The following is a 16,452-nucleotide window of genomic DNA, read 5'->3' on the forward strand; positions in this document are numbered from 1 at the left end:
GTTTTGCGTCACCACTGAAGCGGGCTGTAAGGCCCCAAAAAACCGAGGAACCCAAGATGGCAGACAATAAAGCTGTAGAAATTGTTGAAAGCTTCTGGCGTGAAGTCTGGCAGGCGAGAGACCCGCAAGCCGCCGCACGCTTTGTTGCAGAAGACTTCATTATCACGTCGGGCGGTGTCGATATTGTCGGACGTGAAGCCTTTATTGAGTGGATTGGAGTTTTCCTGTCGAAGATTGAAGACTTCACGTTTGGCAGTATCGAAACCTTTCAAAATCATGAAGGTACTCGAGTGGCTTCGCGCTGGAAACTCGCTGGAAGAAACCAGGGGTTCATTGGCGGTCGTTCATGCCGCACACCTTTTGAAATGCTCGGTACCGCGGTTTGGGAGGTTCGTCCAGACGGCTTGCTGGCGCATAACTGGGTTGAGCGTAACTCGCTCGAAGTCCATCGCGACTTGATGGCTCTATAAGGTCGTCACACGACGGCACTTTTGTCTCGAAAACTCCCTCCGCTCTTGTCCACGCAACAAAGTTGAGGGAGTCATTTACCAATGAGGATACGTTAATGAAGAATTATCTTCCGTGGATGACGCTCGTCTGTGCTTTTTCTGTCATGGCTCAACAGGAGCACAATGAGGGTCCGATAAAAGTTGAGCAATACCACTATGGAATGCAATTGGATATCGCCAGCGTCATCTCCACTACGACGCCGGCAGACAAATGCAACGCATCACCGGTCACCATGATTTATCGCGACTCCGAAGGCCGTCTCAAAGGTCTTGAATACATCGTTCTGTCGTCGGAGTGTGCAGCTGCAAGCGGCTGAAATCACCTCGCTACCTGAATGAACTCCTACTCGCTTGCAGAAACAAGAACAAGAAAGCAAGCACCCTTCCCCCCCTTCTTCGACATCCCCCTCATTCCTTTCCATTCGATGGCTATATGGAACCGCGTTGTGTCCGAAACTCAAAGTGACCGCGATGTTCCGAGGGACACAAGCACAAAAAAATCGCCGAGCACAGCTCAGCGATTTTATCGTTCAATCCTGTTTGAACCCGCCGTTTTATACTGCCGGTACTTGCGCACCAAGAACCGGTTCCATGCGCGGGGTACGCACCATGCACATCATGATCAAAATCCCAAGCAGCAATAATCCGGTGACGGCGTAGAGCCCATAGGCAAAACTTCCGGTAGCTGTTTTGATGGCTCCCATCAAGTAAGGCCCCACAAAACCGCCCACCATGCCAACGGTATTCACGTAAGCAATGCCACCGGGCGCGGCGCCAGCCGGCAAGTAACTCATGGGCATGGCGAGGATTATCGGCATCGCCGAAAACACGCCGAGTGCAGCCAAGGTCAGCCCGACAATACTCAAGCCAAAATTACCTTGCACAAAAGGCAACATCCCGAAACCGATGGCAGCCATTAATGAGCACACTGAAATATGCGCGCGGCGCTCCAAACGTCGATCGGAATGCCGGGAGATAAGGATCATGCCAATCGTGGTGATGCTGTAAGGCACCATCGCCCACAGGCCGATTTCAGTCCCCGTGGTCAAGCCGGCTTCACGCAGCATCATGGGCATCCAGAAATTCACCGCGTTGTGCCCACAAACAATGGTGAACCAGGTTATGGCGATAAGATGGATAGTTGGCCCGCGCAACGCGCCGATAAAGCCGTCATCACGCGCTGGCTGGAAACTGGCCAGATGACCGATCACTTTGACTTTTTCATCGGCTCGCAACCACCTGCAGGTGGCGGGACCATCAGACAGCAACCACAGCGCCAAGACCCCCAACACAATCGAAGGAATGCCCTCAATGACAAACAACCATTGCCAGCCTTGCAGCCCGGCCGTGCCCTGGAATACGTCGAGAATCATCCCTGACAAGGGCGCTCCTGCCACGCCAGCGATGGCCGAACCGCAAAGGAAAATGGCGGCCATCTGCGCCCTTCGAGCCGGAGGAAACCAAAAAGTCAGGTACAGCAGTACCCCAGGGGCAAAGCCAGCTTCGAATGCCCCCAGCAGTAAGCGCATCAGATAAAACGAAGTTGGGCTTTGGACCAGCATGGTGCAGCAAGAGACAAAGCCCCAACCGATCATGATGCGGGCAATGGTGATGCGTGCACCGAGGCGTTTCATCAGCAGGTTGCTGGGGATCTCGCAGCAGATGTAGCCAAAAAAGAAAATTCCGGCGCCCATTCCGTATACGGCGTCGGTAAAGTTCAGGTCTGCTTTCATATGCAGCGCGGCAAAGCCAACGTTAACCCTGTCCAGGTAGGCGAACACATAACAAATGAACAAAAAGGGCATCAGCCGCCAGGCAATCTTGCGATAGACGGGATCGTTATCATCGATCTGCGGCGCAACGCCATCAGCGTTGGAGGGTGTGGAATGCATGGATTGAATCTCCTGCTGCTATTGTTATTGGATGCGGAAGAGTTACGTTGATGAATGTTTGTCTCTTTTGCAGTCAAAGCGGTTGGGCAAGTGCATCCAGATCCATGGAAGTTCGAATACGTACAAGCCGCGAACAAAATGAATAAACGTCAATTCATTTTAAGCTCGCGGCCGGGCCAGATTGTTCGCAAAGTGTTCGTATTAACTCGACACTGTAATCACCGGATAACGCGATGCCGTCATCGAGACTTTCAATCCGATGCCAATTAACGCTTTGGAACTTTTCTTAACCGTTATTTTTCAAGTCGGATCAGCGAATGAACTGGTCGGCGTAATCAGCACCCAACCCGACGGATTCGTAATGACGACGGGCACTTTCCAGTTTGGTGTATACGTCCTCATAGTCCAGCGCCTTGCCGTAAGGATCGACATAGACGTAGTTGCCGGTCACGTGAAACAGCGTGATCATTTCGGTCACGTCTTCCGGCACAACCAATGTATGGGTCTCTCCTGGTGGTTCGAAGGCATAGCTGCCCTCGGTAGCGACCCATTCGTGTTCAAGATAATGCCAATGGCCGCGCAGGGTAATCGCATGCACCGGCCCACCATGTCGGTGACGGGAAAGAACACCGGCACGACGCACGCGGGTCAGATTGACGAAGTAGCCGCCCGACAAACTCAGGATCAACGGACGAAACCATACGCCTTCAGCTTGTGGCACCCACTCTCGTTCGTCACAGTCAAGATTCAGTGCGCCTGGCAGCAAAAAATCCGCCGGCATTCCTGCCGGTTGATCAAACTGATAAGGCACTTTGGATTGATCGCCACGCGCGGCCGTCATCACGGGTCTAGCCAAACTTGTTTCTTGTGCAGTCATTTTCAGATCACCTCACGGTCAAGCATTTAGCAAATACGATATCGCTATCGCAAACATCATAAAGTTTGCATTTAACATGCGAACTCCCCCAATGAGCGCACCCAATAGGAGCGCACTCAAAAAAGATCAACTTAACTTTTCGCCGTGCGTCAGGTTATCGTCCAGCGCTGGTCTTTCACTCGATCGCTGAGAAAATCAATAAACACTTTTATCCGCGGACTTAAATATTTTCGATTCGCATATATCAGGCTCACCGATTCTTTTTCACCGGTATAGAACTCTGGCAACAGCGGTACCAGCCGCCCATGGCGAATATCTTCACCAATATGAAATCCCGCGAGCTTGACGATGCCCGCTCCCTGTAACGCCAAATCTCGTAGCAGGTCACCCTGACCGAACGAAGAGCGACTGCGAAACGGCACTTTGAACAAGCGCCCGTTTTCCTGAAATGACCACGCGCTCCATTGGCTTTCGAAGTCAAAGCCAAAACATTGGTGGGCCAGCAAATCCTGCGGATGAAGTAATGGCGCGTGATTAGCCAGATACTGCGGCGAGGCACAGATAATCCATTCGTTGTCGTTCAAGCGACGGGCAACCCTCGATGAACTGGGTAAAAAACCGCTGTGAATGGCGACATCGACACCTTGCTCAAACAGATCGAGGTATTGCGCCCCCAATTGAATATCAAGATCGAGTAACGGATAGGTTTCCAGAAACTGTGGCAGCCACGGCAGGATCTGGTGCTTTGCAAAAGTGGTCATCGTATGCACGCGCAACATGCCGCTGACCCGGGTGGGCAGACGTTCGGCTAATGAGTCAGCCTCGCTCATGGCATCAACGACCGCCAAGGCACTTTTCAGATAGACCGCTCCCTCTTCCGTCAGTAGCAATGCTCTGGAACTTCGAACAAACAAACGCACTTGCAAGCGTTCTTCCAGCCGTGAAATCAGCTTGCTTACTGCCGAGGGCGTCAGATGGCTTGCCCGGGCCGCCGCGGAAAAACTGCCGTGCTCGGCTGCGCGTATGAAGGCGAGCATTTGCGAATAGTTGTCCAGATCTCACCTCCCGTTTTTATCAGTTGTCAGCCGGTCAATGACCGGGGCTTGGGGATCATGGTGCTTAAACTATTACATCTCTGAAAGGCTGAATATCCTCAAGATTTCACACCGGCTGTGAATTTTGGTCACAGCGGTGCCAATTCATAGGTGGCGAAATAAAGACTGGCAGACAGGCCAGGATTTATTGGCTTAACCACTGGCTGCAATCTGATTTATTCGTTTGCCAAGGGCATTGGTCACTCAAATACTCAAAACGCAGAAATGCCAAAGACAATAAGAGAGACCCCACATGTCCAATACGCCACGTTCCCTGGCTACGCCTTATACGTTGTCGTTCAGCCAGGATTGCATGGATGGCCGGCTGGCTCCCTTCAGCGCGGAAGTCGAGTCCATGACCGAGTCGGCGGTTCGTCCGGTCATCCATACCAAAGATGAACTCAATCACTATGTAGCGCTGATCGAACGCCCCTATGCAAAGCTCAATCGGGTGATAGCACAAATCGCCGGGCTGTTGATTCTTGGGCAAGCCGATAATGGCTTCAGTACTTACGCTCAACTGGCGCGCACGCCGGAACAGGATCTGATCGAAGTTATGGATCTGCTGGGCAATCTCAATATCCCGGTGATGGCGTCAGCGCATTTCAACCACTTGTCGCACACGGCCAGCAGTTTGTTGCACATCGCCCGAGAACTGCAGCGAAACATCAGTAATGGTGCAGTACTCAGGGAGCGCACACCGGCCTTACTGAAGGGACTCAATAACACCAATGCCATGCTGCGCTGCGCATCCAATGCACAGTTGGGGCTTATGCCTGTCGATCTGCAAAACGCCTGTTTTTGCTGTTCGCAGCATTGATATCGCTTTCATTCAAACACTCATAAAAGAGGCTGTCATGTCCCCCTATTCGATCTGGATTCTCGAATTTGCCAATATTCCGAACTTTCCGGTCAGCGGCATCAAATACGGCGTACATAATGAAGGGACCCGCAAATTGCCCTATTGCTATGTGCTGATCAAAGGTAATGGCCGCACGATCATGGTGGACGTCGGTTACAACCATCGCGATTACGGCCAGGCATTGGCCAAGCAATTTGGGGTTGGCGACTGGCACTCGCCACGGGACGTTCTGGCCGAGTGCAATGTCACGCCTGAAGAGGTCGATACGGTGTTTGTGACTCATGCTCACTTTGATCATTTCGGCAACACCGATGCCTTTCCCAATGCACGGTTTTATCTTCAGGAGCGGGAGCTGTCGAAGTGGATCTGGGCCATGGCGCTTCCGGACCGTCTGAACTGGACCCGCACCGGACTCGATCCTTCGGACATTTTGCGAGCGGTCGATCTGGCGCGCCAGGGCCGCCTTATCTGCGTGGAAGGTGAGATAGAGGACGTAGCACCGGGTATCGATCTGCGCGTCGCGTTCGACAGCCATACATTCGGCTGCATGTGGGTTCACGTACGCAATGATCTGGCCTCCAGTTCACACAACAGTTGGGTGTTGGCCGGAGACTTGGTGTACGTGTACGACAATATGCTGGCCAACCCGAAAATAGACCAAGGTGATATCACCGGGACATTGGAATACCGGCCCGTCGGGCTGGCGCAGAACAGCAATACCAATCTTGTGCTTGCCACCGAGGAAATGCTCAAGGCCGTGGATTACGAGGCCAAACGGGTGATCCCGGTGCACGAGGATCGGTTGAGCGAGGTATTCCCTACCCGTGTCACCGATAAAAACCTGCGGATCATGCAAGTCTGCCTGGCTGAAGGGGAAACTTCCCGCGTCTGACCCTCGGGTGTTGAGTCTTGCAAAAGCCGTCTTGCGACGGCTTTTGCGTTTCTGGCATGGGGTTACTTCAGCGCCAGGGTGTAGCTGAATATCAAGCGATTTTCGTCTGTGTCGCGCGTGTAGTTAGAGCGCTGGGTCGCATTGAGCCATTGCACACCGACGTTTTTCAACGGTCCGTCCTGCACCACGTACGTGATGTAGGTGTCGCGTTCCCACTCTTTACCCTCCTGGCTCATGTTGATCACATTAGCCTGGTCGCCACGTACGTATAGGGTGGTCAAAGTCAGGCCCGGTATGCCCGCTGCAGCAAAGTTATAGTCGTAACGCGCGCGCCATGAACGTTCCTGGGCGCGCGAGAAGTTACTGACCTGTAGTTCAGTGAAAAGGTAGCTGATCGTGCCGTCGATCAACGGATAGGCGGTATCGCCCCACAATTTCTGATAGCCACCGCTGATGGTATGGCCATTGAGGGAGTACCCCAGATTGGTACTGAGCGTTTGGTTATCGACCTTGCCGCCCAGCGCCGCGCCCGTTTCACTGCCGTCAAAGTATCGAACTTCACCCAGGATCCGGCCCGGCCCCCATGGCGTGCTGTATTTCAACCCGGCGAACCCTTGCTGATAGATGTCCTGCAGTTGACCGTAATGCAGGCTGGCGAGCAGATCCGGAGTGACCAGATAATCGACTGCCGCGAATTTGAAATCGTCCGAGCGTGCGCTGCTTGCATACTGCCCAGACTGGCTGGTGATGCCCATTTTTTCGAAATCCGTGGAGTCGCGTTGCTTGACCCGACTGATATGGCCCAGGTTGAGGGTCATGTTTTGCACGGCCTTGCTGGTGAGTTGCTGGCCTTCGAATGTCTGGGGGAATGCACGGCTGGTGTTCGGTTGTATCACCGCGATGCCAGACGGTTGCAAACTGCCCACGAACAATTCATTGCTTTCAAACAACCGCGCCTTGGCGGTCAGTCCAAGTTTTGAATATTCGTCAGCGGCACGTTTGGCGAAGGGCTTGGCCGGATCGTCGGAATCAGCCTGGCGCGCCAGAATCCCGGTACCCGACCGCTCCGGTGCCGAGTCAAGTTTGATCCCGAGCATACCCATTGCATCGAGGCCGAAACCAAGCGGCCCTTCGGTATAACCGGACTGGTATTTGAGGATAAAGCTTTGCGCCCACTCCTCCGCTTTCGACGGCCCGGTACCGTCGCGGTAATCGCGATTGAAGTAATAATTCTTGGTGCTGAAATTGACGTGACTGTCTTCAATGAAATCAGCGTGTGCCAGCGCCGGCAGCCCGGCCAATGCGCCTGCCAGAGAGACAGAGAACAACTTCGGAGTCATGTTTTGTATACCTGTATTGTTGTTGTGGGGACTTCGGAAATGACTAAACAAACTCGAATGACGGACACGCAAAACCGACAAGCCAGAATAAAAGTCCGGCCCATTGGCATAAACGAATGTCTTGTTATGTATCAGCGATGCTGGAAGATCGGCGCTCGTTTCTCAATGAACGCGCTGGCTCCTTCCTTCTGATCCTGTGTCGCGAACAAGGAGTGAAACGCGCGTCGCTCATAGCCGAGCCCTTCGCCCAACCCGGTTTCGTACGCCTGGTTTACACATTCCTTCATCAGCAACAGACTGGGCAAAGAGCGCGCGGCAATGTTCTGCGCGATCGTGCCGACTTCAATCAGTAATTGCCCTGAAGCCACCACTCGTGAAACCAGCCCGATTCGTTCGGCCTCCTCGGCCCCGATTCGGCGCCCCGTCAGGCACAAGTCCATCGCTTTGGCTTTACCGACCCAGCGCGAGAGTCGCTGTGTTCCGCCGGCGCCAGGAATCAAGCCAAGGGAAATTTCCGGCAAAGCGAAACTGGCGTTGTCCGCCGCAATGATCAAATCGCACATCATGGCCACTTCACACCCGCCCCCCAGTGCGTACCCCGCGACTGCGGCGATCATCGGTTTGCGACACCGTGCGATCCGGTCCCACTCGCCAAGAAAGTTATCAAGGCTGGTTTGCGGAAATGTCTGGTCGCGGGTTTCCAGAATGTCAGCACCGGCGGCAAAAGCTTTGGCGCTGCCGGTCAACACCACGCAGCCGATCTGAGGATCTTTTTCAAAACAATCCAATGCCTGGGAAATTTCCGCGATCATCTGCGCGTTCAAGGCATTCAACGCTTCGGGACGGTCCAGCGTGATCCATCCGACCCGGGCATTACGGCTGGCGCGCACATAAAGCAGGTGGCTTAAACAGACCTCGTCTTGCATATCGTTCTCCTGATGCAGTTATTTCGTCAGCGTTGCCTAACGCGTGCGCTCCAGAATGCTGACGTAGTTGGCGACCGCCGCACCGCCCATGTTGAACAGGCCTCCCAGGCTTGGTGTGTTGGTCAGTTGCAGGCCAGGTGACTCGCCTGCCAATTGCATGGCGGTCAGCACGTGCATTGAGACACCGGTCGCCCCGATGGGATGACCTTTGGCTTTCAATCCCCCCGACAGATTGACCGGCAAACGCCCGTCAGGCTGCGTCAACCCCTCAAGAATTGCCTTGGCGCCTTGGCCAGGCAGCGTCAGGCCCATGGCTTCGTACTCAATCAATTCGGCGATAGTGAAACAATCGTGGGTCTCGACGAAGTTCAGGTCATCGAGCGTCAGGCTCGCCATGCTCAACGCCTTGTGCCACGCCTTGGAAGCACCTTCGAAACGCGTGATGTCGCGTCGGCTGATCGGCAGGTAATCGTTGACCTGCACCTGGGCTCGTATCGAAATACGCTGCTCCCTGCGCATCGCGACGTCATCGCAAGCCAACACCAGGGCTGCCGCGCCGTCCGACACCAGCGAACAATCGGTACGACGTAAAGGTTTGACCACGTAAGGATTGCTTGCGGATTCCTGACCGCAAAAACTCACGTCCAGGCTTTTCCGCAAGTGAGCCAATGGATTGATGCTCCCGTTGTGATGGTTTTTCGCCGCAATGCAAGCCAGCGCATGAGATTGATCCCCGTAACGGGAGAAGTACTGTTGGGTAATATCGGCGAACAACCCGACAAAAGACGCCTGCGCCCCGCCCTCCTCGGCGACATAACTGGCGGATACCAATGCCTGGCGCACCGCTTCCTCCGTGGCAGCCGTCATCTTCTCCACGCCCACCACCAAAACAATTTTCGCCTGGCCCGACGCGATCAGGCTCGACGCCTGGCGCACCGCTGCAGACCCGGTGGCGCAGGCGTTTTCCACCCTTGTCGACGGCGTAAAACGCAAACCGCTGTCGGCCTGCAAGACCAGTGAGGCCGGCGAGCCTTGGGGATCCATACCCTGGTTGAAATGCCCGATGACAATCTCGTCGATATCCCGAGCCTCCAAATGCGCATGTGCCAACGCGTCCAGAGTCACCCGAGTAATCAACGATTCCAGCGACTCGCCCGCAAGCTTGCCGAATGGTGTATGCGCCCAACCAATAATATTGCCGAACATAGCTGCCTCCCCGACAAAGCCTATTTTCAGTCCGACAATATTCTTAATCGTTACGCTCAATTCCCGCAATAGCTCATTTTAATGCTTGACGATGTATTTTCGGTCCGACAATAATCGATTCAATCTCAACGTCGGATGAACGTAGCTATGGTCGAGATCGGATTCACTCCCGCTGCCCGTCAGCGCTTACCCGAAGGTGTTGCCCTCAGGCCCAAAGAGGCAAGCCACGAGCTTGACTGGGTCACTATTGAGCGCTATCTCGCCAGCCAAAACTTGCGGATGGACCCTGGCCACGCACCGAGGCAACTGTCGGGCGGACTGGCCAACCTGAATTTTCTGGTGCGCATCAATCACACCTGGATGGTGCTGCGTCGTCCTCCCGCAGGACCGCTACCACCGGGCGCCAATGACATGCAACGTGAGCACCGGATTCTTTCCCGACTCTGGCGCGTATTTGCGCTGGCGCCACGCAGCCATCATTTCTGTGCCGACGCGGGCGTCGCTGGCGCGCCGTTTCTCTTGATCGACTACCGGGCCGGCTTGTCTTTGCGAGGCGACAGTGTTCACCCCTTGCCTGCCAGCGAAACCACCGGGCACCAATTATCAAACATGCTGGTCGATACGCTCGCTCAGTTGCATACCGTCGACCTGGCCAGTGTCGGGCTGGAAAACCTCGGGCGGCCGGAAGGCTTTTTCAGACGCACTGCGCAGGGCTGGATCAAGCGCGCGCAGTGGGTGGTCAATGGTGACTTGAGCCGTCCAGCGCAAGCGCTGGCGCAATGGTTAACCGACATCAAGGACCCGATCGCAGGCAAACCCGTGCTGCTGCATAACGACTTCAAACTCGACAACATTCTGATCGACCCGCAGACATTGCAACCTAGGGCCATTGTCGATTGGGACATGGGCACACAAGGTGACGGCCTGTTCGATCTCGCCACGCTGCTCAGTTACTGGGGCGAGCCCGACGACCCTTCCTGCATGCACCGCTTGGCGCAGATGCCAACGATGCAACCGGGCTTTTCCACCCGGCAAGACATTGCCACCACCTACAGCGCATTGACTGGACAAAGTCTTGACGACCTCAAGTCTTATCGCGTGCTCACCATGTTCAAACTGGCGGTTGTGTTTCAACAACTTCACCGCCGGTATTTGGTCGGCGAAACCAGCGACCCCCGTTACGCCGACTTCGGTCAACTGGCAGAAGAGCTTTTCGAATTCACCCTCGATATTTCCAACAATAAGATTTTCTGAGGATTTCGCCGTGGACTTCACGTTGCCTGATTCGCTCGCTCAATTGCGAGACAAGACCTGTACCTTCATTCAGGAGGTGGTGATTCCCTATGAGAAAGACCCTCGACGCAGCGCCCACGGGCCAAGCGACGAGTTGCGCAGCGAACTGATCACCCAGGCTCGTGATGCCGGCCTGTTAAGTCCACACGTAGACCGCGATCTGGGTGGTCTGGGGCTTTCCCATGTGGGCCGCGCCGTGGTTTTCGAAGCTGCGGGTTATTCGATGCTCGGGCCTGTAGCGCTCAATTGTGCAGCGCCGGATGAGGGCAACATGCATTTGATGCAGACCGTGGCCTCTGCCGAGCAAAAACAACGCTGGCTCGTGCCCTTGGCGCAAGGCAAGACGCGCTCCTGCTTTTGCATGACAGAACCGTCGCCAGGCGCCGGCTCCGACCCGACATTGCTGATGACTACAGCCATCAACGATGGCGACGACTTCATCATCAATGGCCGTAAATGGTTGATCACCGGTGCAGACGGCGCAGCGTTCACCATCATCATGGCCCGCACGATTGTCGATGACGTGGACGTGGGCGCCACGATGTTTCTGGTTGATCTGCCTAACCCGGGATTTCGCATCGAGCGCGCCCTGGACACCCTTGATTCGTCCTTCACCGGCGGTCATGCCGAAGTCGTGCTGGATAACTTGCGCGTATCCAGAACCGATGTACTTGGGGAAGTCGGCGAAGGTTTTCGCTATGCCCAGGTGCGATTGGTCCCGGCCCGTTTGACCCACTGCATGCGCTGGCTGGGAGCCGCGCAAAGGGCTCATGACATTGCCGTGGTCTACGCACAAAAACGTGAAGCCTTTGGCCTGCCCATCATCGCTCACGAAGGCATCGGCTTCATGCTTGCCGACAACGAAATCGATTTGCACACCACCCGTCTGAGTATCTGGCATACCGCCTGGCTGCTCGACCAGGGTGAGCGCGCAAGCGCCGAAAGCAGCATGGTCAAAGTTCATGCGTCAGAAGCGATCTGGCGAGTCGTCGATCGTTGCGTGCAGGTGCTGGGTGGCATGGGCGTCACAGCCGACACCGAGGTCGAGCGGATTTTCCGTGACGTGCGGGCTTTCCGTATCTACGACGGCCCGTCCGAAGTCCACCGCTGGAGCATCGCCCGTCGCCTGGGGAGGAAGGCCCAATGAACGGTGAAAACTCACCCGCGTTCGCCGTGTTTGCCGACCTCGCCGATAAAGTCGTGATCATTACCGGCGGTGGCCGAGGCCTGGGGCGAACCATTGCCGATGGCTTCGCCAAGCAAGGTGCCACAGTGGTGCTGGTAGGGCGCAGCCTTGAACAACTGAACATCGCCGTGCGCGAGATCAATGAAGCGGGTGGCAAAGCCGCCGCGTTCCAGGCCGATATCGCCGATGAAGACAGCGTGTCCGCCCTGTGTAAATCAGTGCATGACACCTATGGCCGGATTGACGTATTGGTGAACAACGCCGGTATCAATCCCTGGTATAAATCTGCGGAAAACACCACGCTGCAGGAGTGGCGGCAAATCATCGACGTCAACCTGACGGGAGTGTTCCTCACCTGTAAATATGCCGGCCAATTGATGCTCAACGCGGGCCAGGGCTCCATCATCAACATCACCTCCGTGGCCGGTCGCGTGGGCCTGGCCAAGACCACCGCCTACTGCGCGGCCAAAGGCGGGGTCGAGATGCTGACGCGCCAGTTGGCACTGGAGTGGGCAGCAAGAGGCATTCGGGTTAACGCCGTTGCACCCGGCTACTTCGCCACCGACTTGACCGAAGGCCTGCGCACGCATCCGGTCCTGGGTCGCAGAGTCATGGATCGCACGCCGTTGGGGCGCTTCGGCGAGCTCCAGGAAATCGTCGGCGCCAGTCTGTTTCTGGCCTCATCGGCAGCCTCGTATGTCACCGGTCATTCATTGGCCGTTGATGGCGGCTGGACCGCGTGCTGAGGGAGGCATAGACCATGAGCACTCCTGTGATGGCGCTCGAAGGCCTGAAGATTCTCGACCTGACCCGCCTGCTGCCCGGTGCATTCTGCACGCAGATCCTGGCCGATCTGGGGGCTGAAGTGATCAAGATTGAGCAGCCACTGAGCGGCGATTACAACCGCGCGTTTACCCCGCTGAACAAGGTCGAGTCTGGCTCCTTTCTCCTGCTTAACCGTAACAAACAAAGCATCACGCTCAATCTGAAAAGCGAACAGGGAAAGCAGATCCTGCTGGATCTGGCGCGGGATGCGGACGTGTTGATCGAAGGCTTCCGCCCAGGCGTGATGCGACGTTTGGGTCTGGCTTACGAGACGTTGAGCGAGATCAATCCACGGCTTATCTATTGCGCCATTTCCGGCTACGGCCAGGACGGTCCTGACCACCTCAAGGCTGGCCACGATCTCAACTATATGGCGCAGGCCGGGGCGTTGCAGTTGTTCGGCAAGGCTGGCGAGGGACCGATGGTGCCGGGCCTGTCGATTGCCGACGTCGGTGGCGGTTCGCTGATGGCGACCACCGGCATTCTGTCTGCACTGCATGCCCGTCACCGGACCGGTAAAGGCCAATTGGTGGACGTGTCGATGCATGACGGCGCGATTTCCTGGCTGGCCCTGCATGCCGCCGACTCATTGTTCGCCGGCATCGAACCCCGAGGCGGCGAGCGCCCGTTTATTGGCCAGGCGCCCTGCTACAACGTCTACCGCTGCGCCGATGGCAAGTACTTCGCGCTGGGCTTGATCGAGGCACATTTCTGGCTGCGGTTTTGCCAGCATCTGCAACTCGAAGAGCTTGAGAACGAGCAATGGCCAACCGGCGAGCGCTGCGTGCAGCAAAAGCAATTGCTGGCCAGCCTGTTTGCCAGGCAGTCCCGCGATGCCTGGGTGGAAACCTTCAATGACGTCGACCTGCCGGTCGGGCCGGTACTGGACATCGCCGAAGCACTGGATGCACCACACGCCAGACACCGACAAATGCTTCAACACATTGAGCATCCGGTGGAAGGTGTGATTCCACAACTGGGCTTCCCGGTGAAGTACTCCCTGACGCCTTGTACCCTCAGAAGCCCGCCTCCATTGCTGGGCGAGCACAATGAAACAGTACTCGGCGCCCTCGGCTACAGCGCCGGTCAAATCGATGCGCTTCGACAATCGCGGGTGATCTGAACCCGCCAGTGATTTTGACGAAAAACAATAATGACTCCTGAGGAGAAAAATCATGGCCCGCAATATGAGTCACTACGATCAGAGCTATCGGGATTTCAAATGGGAACTTCCGCCGACGTTTAACTTCGGCACCGATGTGGTCGATCGTTACGCTCGCGAAGCCGATGGTCCCGCATTGATTTGGGCGAATGCCGCCGGGGAAGAAATCCGCCTCTCGTATTCCGACATATCACAACTCACCGACCGATTCGCCTCAGTGTTGACTCAACGCGGCATACGACGCGGCGATCGAGTGCTTATCATGCTGCCGCGTATTCCGGATTGGCAGATCGCGATGGTCGGCTGCCTCAAGATAGGGGCGATTCCGATTCCTTCCGTGGAAATGCTCACCCGCAAGGATATTAATTACCGCGTCCGTCACGCCGACGTGCGCGCGGTGGTGGCCAGGGCTGAGCACGTCGAAAAGTTCGCCGATGTGATGAACGACGTGGCGGTCAAGTTATCGCTGGGCATCGCACCGGGTTTTGAGTCGTACGAGAACGCGATGATCAACGCCGACGGCGTCTTCGAGCCCGCGGTGTTGTCCCTCGATGAACCGGCGGTGCTGTATTACACCAGCGGTTCTACCGGCGAACCCAAAGGTGTGCTGCACCCGACCCGAAGCCTGTTTGCCTGGCGCGAAGCCGCACGGCACTGGCTCGATCTGGATCGCAACGATGTGATTTGGTGCACCGCCGACGTAGGTTGGAGCAAGGCTGGCACGTCCATCCTGTTTGGCCCATGGAGCGCCGGTGCCTGTACCTTTTTTTATGACGGCCCGTTCGATCCAGCACAGCGTCTTGCGTTGTTGGCCAAATACCAGGTCAGCGTCTATTGCGCCCCTGGCACCGAACTGTTTCGCGTGGTCGACGAGGATCTCTCCCGCTACGACCTGTCGCAGCTGCGTCACACGGTATCGGCCGGCGAGCGGTTAAACGCTTGCGTGGCAGAGAAATGGCGTAAGAAAACCGGGGTCCCGGTCATGGAAGCCTACGGACAGACCGAAACCCTGATGACCCTGGCAAACTTTGCCTGTGTTGCGACGCGCGAAGGATCGATGGGGCTGCCGATGCCGGGTAGCGACGTCGACATCATCGATGCCCAAGGCCGCCGACTGCCCTGGGGCAGTGAAGGCGATATCGCGATTCGCGTTCCTAATCCATTGCTGATGCTCGGTTACTTAAAGGACGAAGCGCGCACCCAAGAGTCGTACGTCGACGGCGACGATGGGCGTTGGTTCATTACGGGAGATATCGGAGCGCGAGACGCGGACGGTTACTTCTTCTACAGTGGCCGACGTGATGACGTCATCAACTCGGCGGGTTACCGAATCGGTCCAACCGAAGTGGAAAATGCCCTGCTCAGTCACCCTGGCGTTCTGGAATGTGCCGTGATTGGCGCGCCCCACGAGGAACGCGGTGAAATCGTCAAGGCGTTCGTGGTGCTGCGCCCCGGTATGGCGCCGAAAGATCAACTTGTCAGTGACTTGCAGGACCATGTCAAACACATGACTGCGCCCTATAAATACCCACGCGCCATTGAGTTCGTCGACGCGCTGCCCAAGACCCAGACAGGCAAGATTCAGCGCAGCGCACTCAGGGCACTTGAAAAAAAAGAGACTCACCCTTGAAGAACAGCCCATTCATGGCACTGCCAATTGATACCACCTCTACGGAATCCAGCTTCCGCGTGGTGGCCCGAACCATTGAACAGCAGATCCTCTCCGGGGAAATCAATCCCGGGGACATCCTGCCGGCTGAAGCCAGGCTAGCGGAACAACTGGGCGTAAACCGCTCGACCATCCGGGAGGCCATCCGGGTCCTGGAGCAGAACGGTTTTGTCAAACGCGAACCGGGGCGACGCAAGTTGATCACCTCGATCCCGCATTCCGGTGAGATCTCCCAGCGCCTCACCGCCACCATGGTGCTCAACCAGGTGACGTTCGAGGAGTTGTGGGAAGCGATGTACGCCCTGGAGCCGGCAGCCGCAGCTGCCGCAGCGGTACGTGGCAACGACGAGGATTTTGCCGCAATCGAGGTCAATCTCGCCGCGACGCGCCAGGCACTGGAGGACTGTGCAAGCCTGGTGGAACTGGATATCGAGTTCCACGAATTAGTGGCCAAGGCAACACGCAACCGGGCGATCCAAATGGCCAGGGCGCCATTGAGCACGCTTTTTTATCCGCCCTTTTACACGGTGATGTCGCAGCTCAATGCGGGTCAGCGCTTATTGACCGCTCACGAACATATTTACCAGGCCATTCGCGATCACGACACGGTCAATGCCCGGGGCTGGATGGAAAAACACATTCAGGACTTCGAACGTGGCTATGAGTTGGCGAACCTGAACATGAACAGTCCGGTGCATATGCCCGAACGATGAGGTCAG

16 protein-coding genes are annotated in these 16,452 nt (G+C 56.1%); 10 read left to right on the forward strand and 6 right to left on the reverse strand.

The window, feature by feature from the left end:
• The first annotated feature begins 56 nt into the window (after positions 1-56).
• The gene (locus B723_RS21940; protein WP_017338950.1) at positions 57-470 is read left to right on the forward strand and encodes an ester cyclase; all 414 of its coding nucleotides are present in this window, start codon (positions 57-59) and stop codon (positions 468-470) included.
• A gap of 95 nt (positions 471-565) precedes the next feature.
• Positions 566-826: a DUF2790 domain-containing protein gene (locus B723_RS21945; protein WP_017338951.1), complete on the forward strand. Its 261-nt coding sequence runs from the start codon at positions 566-568 to the stop codon at positions 824-826.
• Between the two features lie 237 nt (positions 827-1,063).
• On the opposite strand, the gene B723_RS21950 is transcribed toward B723_RS21945, so the two are convergent.
• From B723_RS21950 to B723_RS21960, 3 genes are all read right to left on the reverse strand, one after another.
• A complete protein-coding gene (locus B723_RS21950; RefSeq protein WP_017338952.1) occupies positions 1,064-2,401 on the reverse strand; it encodes an MFS transporter in 1,338 nt (445 codons plus the stop codon).
• A gap of 310 nt (positions 2,402-2,711) precedes the next feature.
• Positions 2,712-3,278 carry a 2,4'-dihydroxyacetophenone dioxygenase family protein gene (locus B723_RS21955; RefSeq protein ID WP_144425261.1) on the reverse strand — a complete coding sequence of 189 codons (567 nt, stop codon included), beginning with the start codon at positions 3,276-3,278 and terminating at the stop codon, positions 2,712-2,714.
• Positions 3,279-3,427: 149 nt separating this feature from the next.
• Positions 3,428-4,315 carry a LysR family transcriptional regulator gene (locus tag B723_RS21960; RefSeq protein ID WP_017338954.1) on the reverse strand — a complete coding sequence of 296 codons (888 nt, stop codon included), beginning with the start codon at positions 4,313-4,315 and terminating at the stop codon, positions 3,428-3,430.
• Positions 4,316-4,727: 412 nt separating this feature from the next.
• Between B723_RS21960 and B723_RS21965 the strand changes: the two genes are divergently transcribed.
• Positions 4,728-5,192: a hypothetical protein gene (locus tag B723_RS21965; RefSeq protein ID WP_238588291.1), complete on the forward strand. Its 465-nt coding sequence runs from the start codon at positions 4,728-4,730 to the stop codon at positions 5,190-5,192.
• Positions 5,193-5,229: 37 nt separating this feature from the next.
• A complete protein-coding gene (locus B723_RS21970) occupies positions 5,230-6,126 on the forward strand; it encodes an N-acyl homoserine lactonase family protein (protein WP_017338956.1) in 897 nt (298 codons plus the stop codon).
• Positions 6,127-6,188: 62 nt separating this feature from the next.
• On the opposite strand, the gene B723_RS21975 is transcribed toward B723_RS21970, so the two are convergent.
• The 3 genes from B723_RS21975 to B723_RS21985 form a co-directional block, all read right to left on the reverse strand.
• On the reverse strand, positions 6,189-7,466 hold the full coding sequence (locus B723_RS21975) for an OprD family porin (RefSeq protein ID WP_017338957.1): 1,278 nt from the start codon (positions 7,464-7,466) through the stop codon (positions 6,189-6,191).
• Positions 7,467-7,597: 131 nt separating this feature from the next.
• Complete coding sequence (locus tag B723_RS21980) at positions 7,598-8,392, reverse strand: enoyl-CoA hydratase-related protein (RefSeq protein WP_017338958.1); 795 nt, start codon at positions 8,390-8,392, stop codon at positions 7,598-7,600.
• A 36-nt stretch (positions 8,393-8,428) separates the two neighbouring features.
• Positions 8,429-9,598, reverse strand: coding sequence for an acetyl-CoA acetyltransferase (locus tag B723_RS21985; RefSeq protein ID WP_017338959.1), 1,170 nt, complete (start codon positions 9,596-9,598; stop codon positions 8,429-8,431).
• Positions 9,599-9,745: 147 nt separating this feature from the next.
• On the opposite strand from B723_RS21985, the gene B723_RS21990 reads away from it, so the two are divergent.
• Genes B723_RS21990 through B723_RS22015 form a run of 6 tightly spaced genes read left to right on the forward strand, consistent with a single transcriptional unit; the run spans position 9,746 to position 16,446 of the window.
• A complete protein-coding gene (locus tag B723_RS21990) occupies positions 9,746-10,852 on the forward strand; it encodes a phosphotransferase family protein (protein WP_017338960.1) in 1,107 nt (368 codons plus the stop codon).
• Positions 10,853-10,862: 10 nt separating this feature from the next.
• Positions 10,863-12,038 carry an acyl-CoA dehydrogenase family protein gene (locus tag B723_RS21995; RefSeq protein WP_017338961.1) on the forward strand — a complete coding sequence of 392 codons (1,176 nt, stop codon included), beginning with the start codon at positions 10,863-10,865 and terminating at the stop codon, positions 12,036-12,038.
• Positions 12,035-12,823: an SDR family NAD(P)-dependent oxidoreductase gene (locus B723_RS22000; RefSeq protein ID WP_017338962.1), complete on the forward strand. Its 789-nt coding sequence runs from the start codon at positions 12,035-12,037 to the stop codon at positions 12,821-12,823. Before B723_RS21995 ends, B723_RS22000 begins: the two co-directional genes overlap by 4 nt.
• 14 nt (positions 12,824-12,837) lie before the next feature.
• Positions 12,838-14,025: a CaiB/BaiF CoA transferase family protein gene (locus tag B723_RS22005; RefSeq protein WP_031318945.1), complete on the forward strand. Its 1,188-nt coding sequence runs from the start codon at positions 12,838-12,840 to the stop codon at positions 14,023-14,025.
• Between the two features lie 52 nt (positions 14,026-14,077).
• Positions 14,078-15,694, forward strand: coding sequence for an acyl-CoA synthetase (locus B723_RS22010; RefSeq protein WP_017338964.1), 1,617 nt, complete (start codon positions 14,078-14,080; stop codon positions 15,692-15,694).
• Positions 15,695-15,708: 14 nt separating this feature from the next.
• Positions 15,709-16,446: a FadR/GntR family transcriptional regulator gene (locus tag B723_RS22015; protein WP_050558282.1), complete on the forward strand. Its 738-nt coding sequence runs from the start codon at positions 15,709-15,711 to the stop codon at positions 16,444-16,446.
• Positions 16,447-16,452: the final 6 nt, after the last annotated feature.

This window comes from Pseudomonas fluorescens NCIMB 11764 (genome assembly GCF_000293885.2).
Classification (GTDB): Bacteria; Pseudomonadota; Gammaproteobacteria; order Pseudomonadales; family Pseudomonadaceae; genus Aquipseudomonas; species Aquipseudomonas fluorescens_B.